The 17,228-nt window shown below is 61.6% G+C and carries 13 protein-coding genes and 1 pseudogene; 3 read left to right on the forward strand and 11 right to left on the reverse strand.

The window, feature by feature from the left end:
• Positions 1-2 precede the first annotated feature (2 nt).
• Together BFQ04_RS13950 and BFQ04_RS13955 are read left to right on the forward strand one after the other, a co-directional pair.
• Positions 3-722, forward strand: a complete 720-nt coding sequence (locus BFQ04_RS13950) for a lipopolysaccharide kinase InaA family protein (protein WP_065951322.1) — start codon at positions 3-5, stop codon at positions 720-722.
• Positions 719-946 (forward strand): hypothetical protein, encoded by a 228-nt coding sequence (locus BFQ04_RS13955; RefSeq protein ID WP_065951323.1) that lies wholly within the window; start codon positions 719-721, stop codon positions 944-946. The genes BFQ04_RS13950 and BFQ04_RS13955 overlap by 4 nt, the downstream gene beginning before the upstream one ends.
• 52 nt (positions 947-998) lie before the next feature.
• Here the strand turns inward: BFQ04_RS13955 and BFQ04_RS13960 are convergent, their stop codons facing one another.
• From BFQ04_RS13960 to BFQ04_RS13980, 5 genes are all read right to left on the reverse strand, one after another.
• Complete coding sequence (locus tag BFQ04_RS13960) at positions 999-4,046, reverse strand: multidrug efflux RND transporter permease subunit (protein WP_065951324.1); 3,048 nt, start codon at positions 4,044-4,046, stop codon at positions 999-1,001.
• Positions 4,043-5,200, reverse strand: coding sequence for an efflux RND transporter periplasmic adaptor subunit (locus tag BFQ04_RS13965; protein WP_065951351.1), 1,158 nt, complete (start codon positions 5,198-5,200; stop codon positions 4,043-4,045). Before BFQ04_RS13965 ends, BFQ04_RS13960 begins: the two co-directional genes overlap by 4 nt.
• 260 nt (positions 5,201-5,460) lie before the next feature.
• Complete coding sequence (locus BFQ04_RS13970; protein WP_065951352.1) at positions 5,461-6,561, reverse strand: DUF1513 domain-containing protein; 1,101 nt, start codon at positions 6,559-6,561, stop codon at positions 5,461-5,463.
• A gap of 2 nt (positions 6,562-6,563) precedes the next feature.
• Positions 6,564-7,628 carry an imelysin family protein gene (locus BFQ04_RS13975; protein WP_065951325.1) on the reverse strand — a complete coding sequence of 355 codons (1,065 nt, stop codon included), beginning with the start codon at positions 7,626-7,628 and terminating at the stop codon, positions 6,564-6,566.
• Positions 7,629-7,659: 31 nt separating this feature from the next.
• Positions 7,660-9,099: a di-heme oxidoreductase family protein gene (locus BFQ04_RS13980; RefSeq protein ID WP_065951326.1), complete on the reverse strand. Its 1,440-nt coding sequence runs from the start codon at positions 9,097-9,099 to the stop codon at positions 7,660-7,662.
• A 139-nt stretch (positions 9,100-9,238) separates the two neighbouring features.
• Between BFQ04_RS13980 and BFQ04_RS13985 the strand changes: the two genes are divergently transcribed.
• On the forward strand, positions 9,239-9,802 hold the full coding sequence (locus BFQ04_RS13985; RefSeq protein ID WP_065951327.1) for an NAD(P)H nitroreductase: 564 nt from the start codon (positions 9,239-9,241) through the stop codon (positions 9,800-9,802).
• 124 nt (positions 9,803-9,926) lie between these two features.
• On the opposite strand, the gene BFQ04_RS30425 is transcribed toward BFQ04_RS13985, so the two are convergent.
• The 6 genes and pseudogenes from BFQ04_RS30425 to BFQ04_RS14010 all read right to left on the reverse strand — a co-directional run bounded on the left by BFQ04_RS30425 (position 9,927) and on the right by BFQ04_RS14010 (position 17,156).
• Positions 9,927-10,682, reverse strand: a complete 756-nt coding sequence (locus tag BFQ04_RS30425; RefSeq protein ID WP_371914504.1) for a methyl-accepting chemotaxis protein — start codon at positions 10,680-10,682, stop codon at positions 9,927-9,929.
• Between the two features lie 102 nt (positions 10,683-10,784).
• A pseudogene (locus tag BFQ04_RS30430) lies at positions 10,785-12,128 on the reverse strand (HAMP domain-containing protein); the annotation flags it as partial.
• Between the two features lie 75 nt (positions 12,129-12,203).
• Positions 12,204-12,605, reverse strand: coding sequence for a YbaN family protein (locus tag BFQ04_RS13995; RefSeq protein WP_065951329.1), 402 nt, complete (start codon positions 12,603-12,605; stop codon positions 12,204-12,206).
• Between the two features lie 153 nt (positions 12,606-12,758).
• On the reverse strand, positions 12,759-13,367 hold the full coding sequence (locus BFQ04_RS14000) for a biliverdin-producing heme oxygenase (protein ID WP_065951330.1): 609 nt from the start codon (positions 13,365-13,367) through the stop codon (positions 12,759-12,761).
• 135 nt (positions 13,368-13,502) lie between these two features.
• Positions 13,503-16,070, reverse strand: coding sequence for a TonB-dependent receptor (locus BFQ04_RS14005; protein ID WP_065951331.1), 2,568 nt, complete (start codon positions 16,068-16,070; stop codon positions 13,503-13,505).
• A 117-nt stretch (positions 16,071-16,187) separates the two neighbouring features.
• Complete coding sequence (locus BFQ04_RS14010) at positions 16,188-17,156, reverse strand: FecR family protein (RefSeq protein WP_065951332.1); 969 nt, start codon at positions 17,154-17,156, stop codon at positions 16,188-16,190.
• Positions 17,157-17,228 lie beyond the last annotated feature (72 nt).

Genomic DNA, 17,228 nt, shown 5'->3' on the forward strand with positions numbered 1-17,228 from the left:
GGATGGCAGTTGAGTGCGTAGTCGGCAGTCATATAGCTCCCGAAGAACGATTTGATTTTTTCTGGCGTCAGCAGGGTGAGTGGGTGGAAGAGCCCAACCGTCGGCGTGGCGGTGAAAGTGGCGTACAGCGGGTGATCAGTCCCAACGGGCGATTGCTCTATTGCAAACGCCAGACGGGTCATATCTACCGCAGTTGGTTGCATCCGTTTGGACGTCCGACCGTGTTGCGTGAGCGTGATGCCCTCAAGGGCCTGCGCTTGCTGGATGTACGGGTGCCGGAGTTGGTGTTCTGCGAGGCGCGACGCGACCCCGAGCATCAGTGGAAAGCATTGCTGGTCACCGCTTCGCTGGACGGTTTCGATGAAATCGAAAACTGGTACGCCGCCGGTGGCCGTGAGCAATATGGTGAGGCGGTCCACGAGCGCTTGCTCGAGGAATTGGCCGCTACCCTGGCGCGTATGCACAAAGGCCGCTGGCAGCATGGTTGCCTGTACATCAAGCACATCTTCGTCCGGGTAACCGGCGAGGGCGATGCGGTGAACGTTGAAGTGGCACTGCTGGACTTTGAAAAATGTCGCCAGCGTTTGACCGCTTATCGAGCCGCCTCCCATGACATGCTGCAATTGCGCCGCCATTCGTCGTGGAATGATACCGACTGGAAAAAACTCAGCTACTTTTACGAGACGGCGTTTGGCAGCGCTATCAAGGGTTTAACCAGATGAAGCTAGAAATAGCACGAGGTTTGTTCCTGGTCGGGGCGCTAGGGGTTACAGCCCTGGCCCTGGCTGCCTGGGAACAGCCTCGCACACAGGTACTCAGTGCGCCCCAAGGCGGTGGGCAATGCCTGCTGCCACGTGTGGCCAAGGTCAGTGTGGCGGCCAAACCCGATCATGAGTTGCTGTTATTCATGTTCGGGATGTCTCAAGCGATGAGGCCGCAGAGTTGAAACGATTGAAACCCCCGGAAAAGGCCTCGCGATGCGAGGCCTTTTTTTTGCGCTATCGGGTCAGTGCCCTGGTGGTGTTGTCCGCTTTGGTCAGTGTCGTGTACACCGTGGGCAGGACGAATAGGGTGAACAAGGTACCGATCGACATGCCGGTGGCGATCACCATGCCGATATCGAACCGACTGACCGCGCCCGCGCCGCTGGAGAAAATCAACGGCACGACACCCATGACGGTGGCCAGCGTGGTCATCAGAATCGGCCGCAGACGGATCGCGGCAGCTTGCTCGACCGCAGCCCGCGCGGACAGGCCTTGTTGCTTGCGCAGTTGATTGGCGAACTCGACGATCAGAATCCCGTGTTTGCTGATCAAACCGATTAACGTGACCAGGCCGATCTGCGTGTAGATATTCAGGGTGGACCACCCCAGAAACAGCGCGATCAATGCGCCGCCTATCGACAGCGGCACCGTCACCAGTATCACCAGGGAATCACGCAGGCTTTCAAACTGCGCCGCCAACACCAGCGCGATGATGGCAAGTGCCAGGCCGAACGTGCCCCATAGCGCATTGCCCTCCTGCACAAACTGGCGTGTAGCGTTGCGGTAATCGAAGGTGTAATCCGCTGGCGCTTCCTCCTGTGCGATGTTTTGCAAGGTCTGCAATGCGTTGCTCATGCCGACGATTGGAAACGCCGATACCGTGACTGAATTGAGCTGCTGGAACTGATTCAACCGCTGTGGCCGAACCTGAGGGCTGGACACGGTGACCAGCGTCGACAAGGGTAATAATTGGCCCTTGGCGTTTTTTACCGCGTACTGGTTCAGCCAGTCGGGGTTGTCTCGGTAGTCGCGCTCGACTTGCGCAATCACTTTGTAGAGATGACCGTCGATACTGAATCGATTGATTTCCGCTTCAGCCAGGAGGGTGGTCAGGGTCAGGTCCAGATCCTCCATGGATACGCCCATCTGGGCGGCCTTGGTCCGGTCAATTTCGACCATGACTTCAGGGCGGTCGAATGCCAGGTCGATATCCACGTAGGCAAACTTTCCCGAGTCGATCGCGCGTTGTTTGATGCGCTCGGCTACGCTCATCATCGAACTGTGGTCCTGCTGGGAACTGATGACAAAGCCAAAGGGCAGGCCTTCACCGGTACCCGGCAGGGAGGGCAAGTTGAATGCGAAAACTTGCAGGCCGGGGTTGTTGTCGAGTTTTTCGCGCAGTGGCTCCAGCACTTGCATCTGTGTGCGCTCACGTTCCCCCCAGGTTTTGAGCAGGAAGCCGCCGACGCCTGAATGTACGCCATCCAGCCCATTGATCTGGAAGGATGCCTGGTATTCGGGCAGGGTTTTGAACGGTTCGATAAAGTCCTGGGTGTAGCGGTTCAGGTAGGCCAGGTTTGTTGCCTGGGGGGCATTGGACAGGATGAAAATCAGGCCTTTGTCCTCGTCGGGCGCCAATTCCGAGAGGGTGAACGTGAGCATGGCCGGGATCAGGCAGAGCACCAGCGAGGCGAAAACCATTACCACCGACTGCGCTTGCATGATCTGGCGCAGGCGGCGCTGATAGCGTTTTTTCAAGGCATTGAAGAAGCGCTCCAGAACCCGCGACAGGCCCTTTGGCTGTTCTTCAGGCAGCAGCAAAATGGCGCACATCATCGGTGACAGCGTCAACGCCACGATCCCGGAAATCACTACAGCGCCAGCCAGTGTCAGGGCAAACTCCTTGAACAACGCCCCGGTCAAGCCCTGCATGAAGCCAATGGGTGCAAAAACCGCGGCCAGCGTGATGGTCATGGACACCACCGGAATGCAGACCTCTCTTGCCCCCTTGATCGCGGCTTCAAGCGGGGATTTGCCTTTTTCGATGTGCCGGTGAATGTTTTCCATCATCACGATGGCGTCGTCGACCACCAGGCCGATAGCCAGGACCATGGCCAGCAGCGTCAGCACGTTGATGGAATAGCCCAGCAGTTGCATGAGGAACAACGTGCCTAGCAGCGACAGTGGAATGGTGATGACTGGAATGATCACTGAGCGTAAGGAACCCAGGAACAAAAACACCACCAACACCACAATCAGTACGGCTTCGAGCAGGCTGGACAGCACCTGGTCGATCGAAGCGTTGATATACAGCGTCGAATCGTAAGCAATATCCGTGTGCAGGTCGGGTGGCACCTGCGTCTGCAATTGGGGCATCAATTGGCGGACGCGCTTGCCCAACTCCAGTGGGTTGGCATCGGGCGTGGCTTGAATGCTGATATAAACCGCCGGGATACCGTTGAACGTGCTGAAACTGTCGTAATTTCGCGAGCCCAATTCCACGCGCGCCACGTCTCCCAGACGTACCTGGTTGTCGCCGTCGGTTTTCACCGGGATCGCACTGAATCCCTCGGCCGATTGGAGTTCGGTGTTGGTGGTCGCGCTGGTGACGACATATTCGCCGGTCAGGTCCCCCGCGACAGGTTGTACGTTGTAGCGCCTGATGGCCTGGGTTACGTCACTGGCGCTCAGGCCAAACCCCGCGAGTTTTATCGGGTCGAGCCACAGGCGCATGGCGAAGTTCTGACTGCCGATAATCTGCGCTTGCGCCATGCCCGGCAGTGTCACCAGCCGAGGCTGGACGACCCGCTGCAGATAGTCGGTGATCTGCGCATTGTTCATGGTGTTGCTGGAAAAACTCAGGTACATCAGCGCAGTGCTATCCACTGCAACCTTGCTCAGTACCGGTTCTTCGATGCCACTGGGCAACTGGTTTCTGACTTCATTGGACTTGGCCAGCAGTTCGGTAAACAAGCGGTTGCTGTCGGCGCCGACCCGACTATAGATGGAGATGATCGATATATTCTGACGACTGGACGACGTCATATAGTCGATGCCTTGCGCGCTGGCCAGGCTTTGTTGCAAGGGTTGGGTGATGTAACTCTGGATGGTTTGCGCACTCAGGCCCGGGGCGACCGTGGTGACCGTGATCAGCGCGTTTTCCATTTGTGGAAACTGGCGCAGTTGCAGTTTCTTGTAAGCCTGGCATCCAAGCAGCACGATCAGCAGGCTGACGACCACCGCCAGTACCGGGCGACGAATGAACAGGTCGGTGAAGGTCATTGCGTGCCCTCCCGATCAGGCATCGGCCGCGGCCCATCCGCCTGGCTTCGGTCGATACTGATGCGCACAGGGGTGCCGTGTTTCAGTTTGAGCTGGCCGGCAGTGACCACCTGTTCGCCCTTGTTCAGCCCCTTGGAAACCACCACCAGGCCATGGCGACGCTCACCCGTTTCGATCAGGCGTTGCTCGGCGATCAGTGGCGGCGTATCGCTGGCATCGGCGGTCTGCGGCTCACCGTTGTTATCAGGTGTTATTACGAAAACGTACTGACCATAGGGGCTGAAGGCGATCGCACTTTCCTGGATGACGGTTTGTGCCGTCGGTTCGTCCAGCAGCACCCGTAGATTGGCGAACATTCCCGGTAGCAGATCGTCGCGAGGGTTGGGCAGCGTCGCACGTACCAGCACGTTTCGCGTGCTGTCATCGACGATCGGGTTGATGGCGCTCACCTTGGCGAGGCTGAAGTTGCCGGGGCGTGCCGAGACTTCAACCTGAACCGACTGCCCGATCCTGATCAGCTGAACGGCTTGCTCGGGCACATAAAAGTCAACATAAAGCTGGCGTCTGTCCTGCAAGCTGGCGATGACCTGGGTACTTTGCAGGTAATCGCCCACATTGACCTGGCGGATGCCAATGGTGCCGGTGAAGGGGGCAACGATGTGCTTCTTTTCCAGCGCTGTAGTGCGCTGTGCAACGACGGCAGTGTTTCGATTGAATTCAGCGCCGAGCCGATCGAATTCGCCTTTGGAGATGGCGCTGATCTCCACCAGTTTCTGGCCGCGCTCGAAGTTCTGACGGGCCAGGCGTTGGTCGGCCTTTGCCACGTCCAGCTCGGCCTGCTCGGTCTGGTGCTCAAGCTGCAGCAAGGGCTGTCCAGCTTCGACCATTTGCCCGGACTCAAAGTGCAGCTGTGTCACAACGCCGGGCACCTCAGTGCTCAGGTCGATACCTTGCAATGCCTTGAGCGTGCCCGCCGCCGGCATTTGGCGCTGCCAGGGTATTTCAAAGGCATTGGACGTCGCCACGCTGACCGGTGGTTTGGGCCCATGCAAAAGCTGCAACTGCTGATAAATCCAGTACGTCTTGTAGCCGGCAAGCATCAGGACGACTGAAAGAACGAGGCTGAGCATGATAATCATCCGGCGGGCCGGCATGGTCATAGTGGGGTCCTTGTGAGACGTGTGCAGATTGTGAACGGCGCGCGAGCACGCAAGAGCAAGCGGCGCGGCACGGAGCGCCGCAGTCTTGATCAGGACAAGGACGGGGATAAGTAGTCGTTTCGCAAGTTGTTGTGAGAATACTGGAAGGCGATTGAGAGACAGTTCTACAGATTGTGTGGGGGAATGTGCCAAGCAGCTGTCGGCGAATAGGCTCCTGGGTGTCAGCCCAGGAGCGTTGAGATCTAAGCGGGAGGTTACGTCATCAGATGCAGGTGGTTATCCCACAACCCTGCGGGCAAGGTCAGCGGCGTCGCTACTGGCTGTTTCTGGCGGCAATCGTAGAGGCGGCAGCGCCCCTGGCCCGAGGTCACGACAAACCCGTCCGCCACCGCGCCCACTCCGGCGCAATCGGGCAGCGGGCCGTCCAGGCGCAACTCGCCATTGTCCATGTCCCAGATAAAGAAGCGATTACCCCGCGGCGCCGTCAGCGCCACCAGCCGCAGCTCGCTGTGTACCGCAACACTGGCGGTGTAGTGCCCCATTGCCTGCCATTGTTCATCGGCCACCGGGAACGCCACGAAAGGCTGACCCGGACGCTTGATGGCGAGCAATTCGGAATGCTCCTGTGACGGTCCCATGAACTGTTGCCCGGTGAGGATGGTGCCATCGCTGGCGATCCCCATGTGGCGCACGCTGTTCATCTGCTGGCCCAGGGTTTCCTTGCTGATCAGGCTGCCGTCGCGGTGCATCAGCACCAGGCTCGGCTCCATGGCGTTGAGGTTCATCTCCACGCGGCTTTCGGCTTCGGTGCGGATGCCGCCGTTGGCCACCACCAGGGTTTCGCCATCGGGCATCCAGGACACCTGGTGCGGGCCGATGCCGTGGGTGGAGATCTCGCCGCTGTGCACCAGCCGCTCGCCTTCGAACTTATACACACCCAACAGGCCACGGCCGGGGTCGGAGGTGTCGTTCTCGGTGGCATACAGCCAGTCGCCGCTCTTGTGGATCACCGCGTGGCCATAGAAGTGGCGATTGGCGTTCGAGGTGATGGTTTGCAGGAGCGCGCCGTCACGCAGGTCGATCAGGTAGCTCTCGGTGCCCGGGCGGCGGGCGACAAACAACGCAATCGGCAGCGTCGGGTGGTTGATGATGTCGTGGCAGCGCTGGCCGACCTGGGTGGCGAACACCTGCTTGCCGTCCAGGCGATAACCGACGGCGTAGTGCCTGCCGTCTGCGTCATCGCGCGCCGACAGCAGCAGCGGGCTCTTGTCCTTGTGCTTGAACAGCGTCCAGCCGCCCAAGGTGAGTGCGCTGAGCAGTGCGCTGCCAACCGCCAAAGCCTGTCGCCTGAGCATCATCAGTCACCGTCGTTGGCGTTGAAGCCCAGCTGGATGCCCAGCGCCTTGGCCAGCTCGCCTTCGTGCAGGCGATGGACCACGTTGAGGCTGTCGTAGAGGTCGTTGAGCTGCTGGCGCCCGGCGTCGTCGTTCAACAGTTCGTTGAGGGTACGCTGGTTGCTGGCAAACAGTTTGAGAGACGCGGCATAGGCGGCGTCGATCTTGTCGGCCAGGGCTTTCTGATCGGCCGGCAACAGCCCGCGCAGGCCTTTGTTGTCAACGCCCACCCACACGGTCTGGGCCGCCGCGAGGCTGGCTTCCAGGCTTTGCAGGGACGACTGGCTGCGCCATGCATCGGCCTGGAACGGCTGCGGGATGCCCTTGGTCTGGCGACCCATCGGCGTGCCGAGTTTTTTCTTCAGGGTATCCAGGGCGGTCACTTGCACGCGCAGCAGATCAGCGATGGCTTCGTGGGAGTCGGCGTAACGCTGGTTCGGGAACTTGGTCATCTGCGCAAGCATGCCGTCAGTGCTGTTCCAGCTCGCCAGGATCTCTTCGGCCAGGGCTTTCTGGCGTTCGCCGATGGCCATCAACAGCGGGCAGTAACGGGCTTTCTGGGCCGCGTCGGCAACGTCGGGCTTGGCGTCGTAGAGGATATATTCGTAGGCCGACAGGCCTTGCACCACCACGCTGGATTTGGCGAGGGCGGCCGCATCGATCTGCGGCTGGGCGCTGACCAGTTGCTCGACCTGACGACCCACCAGGTTTTTCTTGTCCGGCCAGAACTGGATCTGCCAGGCGCGGTTGCCTTCGGCCAGCGGGCCGATCAGCAGCGGTTGCAACTCGGCCCAGGCTTTTTGCGCGTGGAGGAAGTCGGCACGGGCGGTGTCCAGGCTTTCTTTATCCTGGCAATAGGCGAGGGCGCTGACGGCCAACTGACGGTCGGCCTCGACCCACCGGCTGTAGGTCGGCAAGATGACTTGCTTGGCGATGGCGGCCGAGGTCACCGCTTGCGGGTCCTGGGGCGAGCAGGCACCGAGGGCAAGGGCGGCCAGGCTGGTGAACAACAACTTGGGACGGAACATGTCGAGCTCCCTTCTGTAATTGGGGCAAAGCTTATAGAGAATTCAGGAATGCCAGCAACGCGGCACGCTGCTCGGCGTTGAACGACAACACATGCTGCTGCGCCGCTTGCGCTTGCCCGCCATGCCAGAGCACGGCTTCAAGCAGGTTGCGGGCGCGGCCGTCATGCAGAAACTGGGTGTGACCACTCACGGTTTGCGTCAGGCCGATGCCCCACAACGGCGGGGTACGCCAGTCGCGGCCACCGGCCTTGAATTCAGTACGGTTGTCGGCGAGGCCTTCGCCCATGTCGTGCAGCAGCAAGTCGCTGTAGGGGCGGATCACCTGATTGGCCAGTTCGGGTTCGGAGGCGTTGGCCGCCGTGGTGAACGTTGGCTTGTGACAGCCCTGGCAACCGGCCTGGTAAAACAGGTTCTTGCCGGCCAGCACCTGTGGCGCGTTGACGTCGCGGCGCAGCGGCACGGCGAGGTTACGCGTATAGAACAGCACCAGGCGCAGAATGTTGTCGCTGACTTCCGGCTCGCCCTCGGGGCCGTTGCCGTTGGGTGCCTGTTTGCAGGCCACCTGGGCGTCGGTGCAGTCATCGAAGGGTCTCAGGGAAGTGGTGAGGCCCATATCACCCGAAAATGCGTGAACATTTTGTTGATTGAGGTTGGGTTGCCCGGCTTTCCAGCCAAAGCGCCCTAAAACAGTCTTTTGCTCGGCGTCATCCCATACCTGGTTCGCCCGGCCGATGATGGCTTCGCTGTCGGCGGTTTTCGGGTCGGTGTTGCGCAGGATGTCGGCGTCGCTGATGGCTTCAAGCAAACCCAGGCCAATCATCGGCGGTGCGATGCGCGCAGAAAAGCGGGTGTCGGGGTGCATCGGGCCATAGCCAAGCTGGGTGATCTGCAGCGCGGGCTTGCGCAACTCGACCACCGTGCCGTCCGTGAACCTGACGTTGACCGGCGTGTAGTCGACGCGCACCTTGCCCTCCGGTGCCACGCCCGGCACGGCCATGTCCTGCAGTTGGCCGCCGTACACTGGCTCGGGCACCACGCCAAGCTGTTCGATGAGTTTGGCGTAAGGCGCCAGCTCTGCATCTGGGGGGGAGATGGACAGGCGCACCAGCATCGACACGGCATTGGGCGCATCGGCCAGCGGTGGGTGGCCCCGGCCGTCCTTGATATGACAGTTCTGGCAGGCGTTGGTATTGAACAGCGGGCCCAGGCCGTCACGCGCAGTGGTGGTCGAGGGCGCGATCACCCAGGGGCTGCGAAAGAAACTGTTGCCGACGCTGAAGTCCAGGCGGCGGGTAGGCGCCAGATTGGCCGAGGGCAGGGAAAACGCGTTCTGGTCGCGCTTGTTCACGGTCGCCGCGCCGCCGGCCCGCGCTTCCCCCGGCTCAGCCTGGGTAAACCTTGGGGCGTCGTCGCAGGCAGTCAGGCCCAGGGCCATCAATGCTGCGCACAGGCGTAGTAGCGAACGGAACATCGAGTTTCCTGAACGAAGGCGAAAAATCCGGTGGCAAAGTCTAACAGGGCAGGGCAGTTTGAATAAGAGCAATTATCGTTTGGTGGCATCCCGATGCATTCCGCTAGAATGACCGCACATTTTTTTCTGGAGGTGGCCAATGCAGGCTCTCGACGCTTTGCTCAACCGTGTTTCCGTGCCGCGCTTGCTGGAACCGGCACCGACCCAGGAGCAGCGCGACGTGCTGTTCGCCGCCGCCATGCGCGCGCCCGACCACGGCCAGTTACGCCCGTGGCGTTTCCTCACCGTGGAAGGCCCGGCCCGTGAGCGCATGGGCACGCTGTTGGCCGAAGCGGCGCGTTTGCAGGATGCGGATGCCCCGCAAGCGGCTATCGACAAGGCCCAGAACGGCCCGTTGCGGGCGCCGCTGGTGGTGGTGGTGATCGCCCGCCTGCAGGAGCATTTCAAAGTGCCGAAGTCCGAACAATTGCTGGCAGCCGCCTGCGCGGCCCATGGCATTCTGTTGGCGGCTTATGCGCAAGGGATCGGCGCGGTGTGGCGCACGGGCGAGTTGTCTTACTCGGCTCATGTGGCCAAAGGGCTGGGGCTGACCGCAGATGAAGAAGTGATCGGCTTCCTGTACCTGGGCACGCCGCAGAACCCGCCGCGTACGGCGCCCAAGGAAGATGTTGCGGCGTTCGTCCAGGCCTGGACCGGTCTTTAAGCGGTGCGCGGTCAAAATGTGGGAGGGGGCTTGCCCCCGATAGCGGTAAAGTCAGCTACAGATAAGTGACTGACACTCTGCCATCGGGGGCAGGCCCCCTCCCATATTGGACCTGCAGTGTGTCTTAAACCCTGAACTGATCCATCAACTTCATCTGCTGGCTGGCCAGGGCATTGAGCTGGCTGCTGATGGCCGCCGACTCGGTGGCCTGGCCGGTGAGGGTTTCGGTCACGGTGCGGATCGCCGAGACGTTGCGATTGACCTCTTCGGCCACCGCGCTCTGCTCTTCGGCGGCGCTGGCGATCTGCAGGTTCATGTCGCTGATCACGGTCACGGCGTCGCTGATCTTGCCCAGGGCCTGCACCGCTTGATGGATCTGCCCGGCATTGCTTTGGGCCTGTTGTTGGCTGGAATGCATGGTCGCCACCACGTCCCGGGTGCCGCTCTGGATCCGTTCGATCACCAGACGAATTTCCTCTACCGAATCCTGGGTGCGTTTGGCCAGGTTGCGCACCTCATCGGCCACCACCGCAAAACCGCGTCCGCTTTCCCCGGCACGCGCCGCTTCGATCGCCGCGTTCAACGCCAGCAGGTTGGTCTGTTCGGCAATGCTGCGAATCACTTCCAGGACTGAACCGATCTGTTCGCTATTGACGGCCAACGCCTCGACTTCGCCGACGGCCTTGCTGACTTCCTGGGCAAGCGAGGTGATATCGCGGGTGCTTTGCTCGATGATCGACATGCCTTCGCGCGCCGACTGATCCGCGCCGCGTGCCGCGCTGGCGGCATTGGAGGCGCTGTTGGCGACGTCATGGGCGGTGGCGCTCATTTCATTGGACGCGGTGGCCACCTGGTCGATCTCGCGAAATTGCACCTGCATGCCTTCACTGGTCTGGCGCGCGATGGCCGAGGACTGGTCGGCCGTGCCGCGCGCCTCGGTGATGCTTTGCTTGATCTGCGCGATGGTCGGTTGCAGTTTGTCGAGGAAGCGGTTGAACCAGTTCACCAGCTCGCCCAGTTCGTCTTTTTTGGCATAGGCCAGGCGCTGGGTGAGGTCGCCGTCGCCGCTGGCGATGTCCTTGAGCATGGCGGCCACACTGTTGATCGGACGCGTTACGCCGGTGGCGGTCAGCCAGATCAGCAGCAGGCCCAGCAGGGCCGCGGCGGCGGCGACCAGCAAGGCTTTGAGGGTGCCTGTCGCCTGGGCTTGGTCAAGCACAGCTTGCAGTTTCACGTTATCGGCCAGCATCACCGATTTGGGCAGCTTGATCACCACGCCCCAGGATTTGGCGTCGGCAATCGGCTTGACGGGGTATACGGCACGAATGGTCTCGCCCTGTTCGCGGATCATCGGGCGATCATCGGCGAGCAGTTGCACGATCTCTTTGCCCTCGGCGCCAAGCGTGTCGATCAGGTTCTTGCCCACTTTGGCCGGCTCACCGCTGTAGGCGGCGATCACCCCGGTGCTGGACAGAACCTCCACGTGTGCGGCGCCGTTGAACACGCCCTTCTGCGCCGCATCGGTGTCGGCTTGCAGGGCGTTGAGGGCGATATCGACACCGACGACGCCGATCACCTTGTTATCGACGATCAAAGGCAGGGAGATGGTGGTCATCAGCACGGGCTTGCCGGCCACGGTGTCTTCGTACGGGTCCAGCAGGCACGTAGTGCGCGTGTCGCGCGGGCAGGTGTACCAAATGTTGTAGGGCGTACCGCTGAGGTTGAGGGTGGTCTTGGTCAGGTCAGCCTCGACCATGACCGTGTTCAGGCCTTCGCCGCCGGCCCGGCTCCAGTAACTGGAAAAACGGCCTTTTTCGTTGGAGACGCGGGCCTTGTCGTCGATGAACTCGCTGTCCTTGCCGTCCAGTGCGTTGGGTTCGAACGACAGCCAGATGCCCAGCACCTTGGTGTTACGGTCGAAAGCGGTTTTGACGCTCTGGTTGAGTTCTTCGCGCAGGGCGCCGGCTTCCAGGGAACGCTTGGCCCCGAGGTTGCGCAGGTCTTTGATCTGGTCGGCGAGGGCGGTGACCGCCAGCAGGTTTTCGTTGAAGGTTTTCTGCAACTGCACGGCCTGTTCGGCCGCCTTGGCTTGCAGCAACTGTTCCACGCCGGCAGTCAGCATGCGTGAGCTTGAGTCACTGACCAGTTGATCGTTCTGGTTGGTGTTGTAGATGTTGATGCCGACCACCAGTGCAATGACCCCTACCAGGCAGAGGCCGGACAGCAGCACGATTTTCAGGCGGATGGAGAGGGTGTCGAACATAGGTTCACTCACGAATGGACTTGTTGAGATGCGCGCAGCAGAGCCAAGTCCATTCGGCGCCATGTCTGAAACATCGGCTTAACAAATCAATTCATGAGCGACAGACGATGAGCGGTAGGAAAACGCCTACGCGCATTGTTACACGGGCGGTGCAAGCTGCTCGGGGCGAGACCAGATCCACAGATTGCCCAGGCCCATGCCGGCGATTGCCAGGTAGATCGGCCAGCCGTGATCGAGCATCACCAGCATCAGGACGGCGCACAGCAGCATGCTGACGGTGGCGCTGACTTTGGCCCGACGCGCGATGATCTTGCCGTTGCGCCAGTTAAACAGGATCGGCCCGAACAGGCGGTGGTTTTCCAGCCAGGCGCTCAGGCGCGGCGAGCTTTTAGTCGCGGCCCAGGCGGCCAGCAGGATGAATTCGGTGGTGGGCAAACCCGGTATGACAATCGCCACCAGGCCGATCCCCAGGCTGACGTAGGCCAGCAGGCCGTAGAGGATCTGCGCGATTCTGGAGGTGGATTGGGTTTTGCCGGTCATAGGTAGGGTTATCACAGAAAAACAATGTGAAATGCGTTCCAACTGTGGGAGGAGGCTTGCCCCCGATAGCGGTGTATCAGTCAATAAATTCTTTGCTGACACACGGCATCGGGGGCAAGCCCCCTCCCACTTGATTGCATTTCAATCAGTAGGTCAGGCCAATTCAGGGGCCGTAGCGTACGCCTGTTCCAGCAATACGGTGAAGCGTACAAACGCATCGATTGCGCCTTTTTCTACCGCGGCTTCTTCTTCGGCGCTGAACGGCAGGCCGTCGAGAATGCGGGTGAAGCGCTTCCAGCCTTCGGCGCGTCCACCGACCGGCTCGGCCAGGTGGCGCGCGCCGAAGGTCTCGCTCAGGCCCAGGCCCACGGCCCGTTTGATCAGGAAGGCAGCGCCCAGTTTGGAGCCTTCCGAGACGAACAGCCAGCCCAGGGCTTCGGCCTGGCTCGGGTTGCTCACGGCACCGGCGACCGGCGCGGGTACGTCGGTGTCGAGGTCACCCAGATCGAGCCTGGCTGCTTCTGCGCGGCAGCGCTCGGCCAGGTCCGGGATGATCCGGTTCAGTTCGGCATCGTTGTACAGCGCGACCAACTCCGATTGGAACAGGTACTGCGCCACCACGAAGCGGGCGAAGTTGGCCTGGGTCTCAAACGGGGCGTGCGCCTTGACCAGTGCGTCGAGCTTGGTGTGCGGCTCGTTGGTGATCTGGTTCAGGCGCTGGGAGCGCAGGCCTGGACGTTCTGCAGTAGGAGAAGCGGTCATGACAAAATCCTTGAGGGGGGAGCGCCTTGTGGCTCTAAAGAGAGCCGTTATCAACTAGACGAACAGGAAGACGCGGCACAGTAAAAAATCCTCACCTCGCCGCACGATCATTGCGGCGAGGTGCGGCAGGGCGCGTCAGATGTCCCAGATCAGGTTGATCGCGAAGTTGCGCCCCGGCTGGGTCAGTCGATCGAGGTTGGCCGGGCCGGTCACTGCGGCTTCGCCGACGCTGTCGTAGCTGCGCACGTCATCCCAGTTCCAGTACTTTTTGTCGGTGAGGTTGTAGAGGCCGCCGTTGACGGTCACGTCGTGGGTGACCTTGTAGTAGGCGGTCAGATCAAGAATGCCGAAGCCCGGCGTCTTGAACGGGCCGCGGGTGTCGCCGTCGGGGGCGTGGAAGGTGCTGCTGTCGACGCGGTTCTGTTTCTTCACCAGGGTCCAGCTCACCAGGCCCCCGTAGTTGTCCTGGTCGTAGCCCAGGCCGAATACGCCCTTGAGCGGGTTGACGCTGTTGAGCGGCTCGCCGTTGTCGTCGTTGCGGCCATGGGCGTAGGAGACCGCGCCTTGGGTATAGAGACCTTGCGGCGCGCCGAACGCATCCAGGTTCAGCCGGCCCTTGGCCTCGGCGCCCTTGATGGTGGCGCGTTTGATATTCACCGCCTGGAACTGCTCGACGGTGCCACCGACCACTGCGTTGTCCTCGTCGATGAAGTCGCGGTATTTGTTGTAGAACACGGCGATTTCGAACGAGCCTTCGTCGAACTTGCCGCGCAGCCCGGTTTCGATGCCCTTGCTGGTTTCCGGCTTGAGGTCGGGGTTGGGCTCCACGGTGTAGCCCAGGTTGAGGTTTTCGAAGCGGCCATACAGCGCTTTGGCGGACGGTGTGCGGAAACCCTCGGCGTACTGGCCGAACCAGGTGTATTGATCGGTCAGGGCATAGGTCAGGCCGAACTTGGGCGTGACGCGGTGCCAGGTTTTGTCCTTGCCGTCGACCGCGTACTCTCCGGTGGGGTTCACGGTGCTGAGGAATTCCTCGGTCAGCTTGGGCTTGAGCCGGGTGTAGTCGTAGCGCACGGCGGGCAGGAAGGTCCAGTTGTCCCAGGTGATCTGGTCCTGGGCGAACAGCGAATAGGTGTTGATGGTCGGGTCGGGGAAGTCGCTGGATTTCTTCACGCTGTCGCTGGCCGATGGGCTGGGCGCGCCGATGGCGGTGCAGCCGCTGCCGACCGCCAGGCAGGTGGCGCCGCCTTCACGCGAACCGGTGACTTTCTGCTGCTTGAGGGTGGTGCCGTAGGTCACCTGGTGATCGGTGGCACCGAGGCTGAAGGCCTTGTCCAGCTGTGCATCGAAGACCCACTGTTTTTCTTCGTACAGCGTGTCGCGGGTGCGCAATACACGGCGGCCGGACTGATAGATTTCGGCGGTCGTCTGGTCGGTCTTGGCGATCTGGTAATTGAGGCTGGTCTTGATGCGGTCGGCGATCGGCGACTCGAGGGCAAAGCTGTTTTCCAGGCCGAAGCGTTCACGGGTGATGGTGTCGTTGCCGCGACGGTCACGGTACAGGTTGAAACCACGGCCACCGATGAACGGGCCGCCCACCGCATTCTTGAGGTTGACGTCGCGATCATCCTTGTACTTCTCGTAGGTCAGGCCCAGACGGTTGTCGTCCCCGTAATTCCAACCCAGTTTGGCCAGCACGTTGGTGGTGCGGGCGTCTTCCGGGTTGGCGCCGGTGCGGGCGAGGCCAGTGGCGTTGTTGCCATCATAGGATTCGGTTTCGTGGCCGTTGCGCTGGCTCAAGTGCAGCAAGCCGTCGACATCCTGCACGCGGCCGGCGACGGTGGCGGAGGTCAGCCAGCTTTCGTCGGCGGAGCTGTAGCCGGTTTTCAGGCGTGCGCCAACGTCCTGGCCGGGCTTGATGATGTCATCCGGGTCGAGGGTGAAGTAACTCACCGCACCACCGATGGCGCTGCTGCCGTACAGGGCCGAGGCCGGGCCGCGCAGGATCTCCACGCGCTTGACGATTTCCGGGTCGACGTAGTTGCGCCGGGTCTTGGCGTAGGGGCCGTTGAAGAAATTGTCCGGCACTTCCACGCCATCGACCTGGGTAAGAATGCGGTCGCCGTCGATCCCGCGAATGTTATAGCCCGCGTTGCCCGAGCGGGTGCCGGCGCCGCCCACGGACACGCCCGGTTCGTAACGCACCAGCTCACGGGTGTTGTTGACGTTCTGGCGGTCCAGTTCCTGGCGGTCGTGCACGCTGACCATGCTCGGTACGCTGTCGACAGCCTGCTCGGTGCGGGTGGCGCTGATGGTCACTGGCTGCAGGTTGAGGGCGCTGCCGGCGGCACGTTTCTCCAGGACGATGGTGTTGTTGCCCAGTTTGCGGTAGCTCAGGTTGGTCCCCACCAACAGCCGCTCCAGCGCCTTCTCCGGCGACAACGCCCCGCGCACGCCCGGCGACGACACACCCTGGCCCAGCTCGGCCGGCAGGCCGACTTGCCAGCCGGTCACGCCGGTGAACGCGTTCAGCGCCGCCACCAGCGGCTGCTGTTCGATGCTGAAGTTGTAGTTGCCGTGGCTGCGCGGCGCGGGTTCCGCGGCGGTTGCGGCCATTGCCGCCGGCACGCCGGCCATCAGTATGGCAGCGGTCAGCAAGGACAGAACGGGCGAACAAGACCGGCGGTTGAAACGAGAGGACATCGAGAGCGCTCCGGAAATACGAATCTTATAGTTGCGAACCGAAATCAAATAGGAATCAGTTGCATTGGCTATAACGAGACGTATCGCCGGTTAATATCGAGTAAAAATATTTCTCATTCAGTTCAAAATCACCAGCGCCGGGTATTCCGACAGCTTGGCCGAGGTGATGTGGGCCAGGGAACGCACCACGTCCAATGGTTGGTCGAGGCGGTAGTTACCGGTGACGGCGACGCTGGCGAGCTTGTCGTTGGTGTTGACGATCCAGCCCGGATAATAGCGGCGCAACTCCGCCAGCACTTCGCTCATCGGGCAGTTTTCGAACACCAGCCGGCCCTGGACCCAGGCCAGGTCCTTGCCGGCGTCCAGCTTGGCCGGCTGGCCGAAGCCCCTGGGGCCGATGCGGATGCTTTCGCCGGCACTCAGGCGCACCCGGGCGTCGTCGAAGGTATTGCTCAGGTCGACATCACCGCGTTGCACTTGCACCTGGGCTTCGCCGTTGAGATAGCGCACGGCAAACGCAGTGTCGCGCACGCTGGCGCGCACCGGGCCGGCGTCGATTTCCAGCGGCAGGCCACGGGCGGGGGCGATGTCGAAAAACGCTTCGCCCTGGTAGAGGCGGGCGATGCGCTGGTGGTCTTGGATGCGGCTGGAAAACGCCGAATGGGTGTTCAGCAGGACATGGGAGCCGTCATCCAGTTGCAGACGCTGGCGCTCACCGACCACAGTGAGGTGGTCGGCCTGCAGGCGTACCGGCAGGTCGCTGAAGCTGAACAGACCGAGCAGCAGCACGGCAGCGGTGGCCAGGGGTTTCCAATGCGGTTTGACCCGGCGCCAGGCGCTCGGTCTGCGCGGCGCGGCCAACGCCACGGCGGCGCTGTGCACCGGCGCGCCACCCCAGGCGGACTGGGCCTTGCTGAACGCGTGGGCATGCGCCGGGTCCTGCGCCAGCCAGGCCTGGAAGGCGGCTTGTTGGCCGGGTTGCGGGCACTGCAAGGCGATCAGCCAATCGAGCGCTTGGTCCATGGCCGTGTCTTGCAGCACCTCATGAGCCAGCTCATGGGGGCGCAGTCTATTCGGGTCCGTCACGGTGTTCCTCGGGTCTTCGCCACGTTTTATTCATTATTTCCTACAGGCTGGATCGATAACCTCTGTCTGATG

Source organism: Pseudomonas sp. 37 R 15 (assembly GCF_900004865.1).
GTDB lineage: Bacteria > Pseudomonadota > Gammaproteobacteria > Pseudomonadales > Pseudomonadaceae > Aquipseudomonas > Aquipseudomonas fluorescens_AM.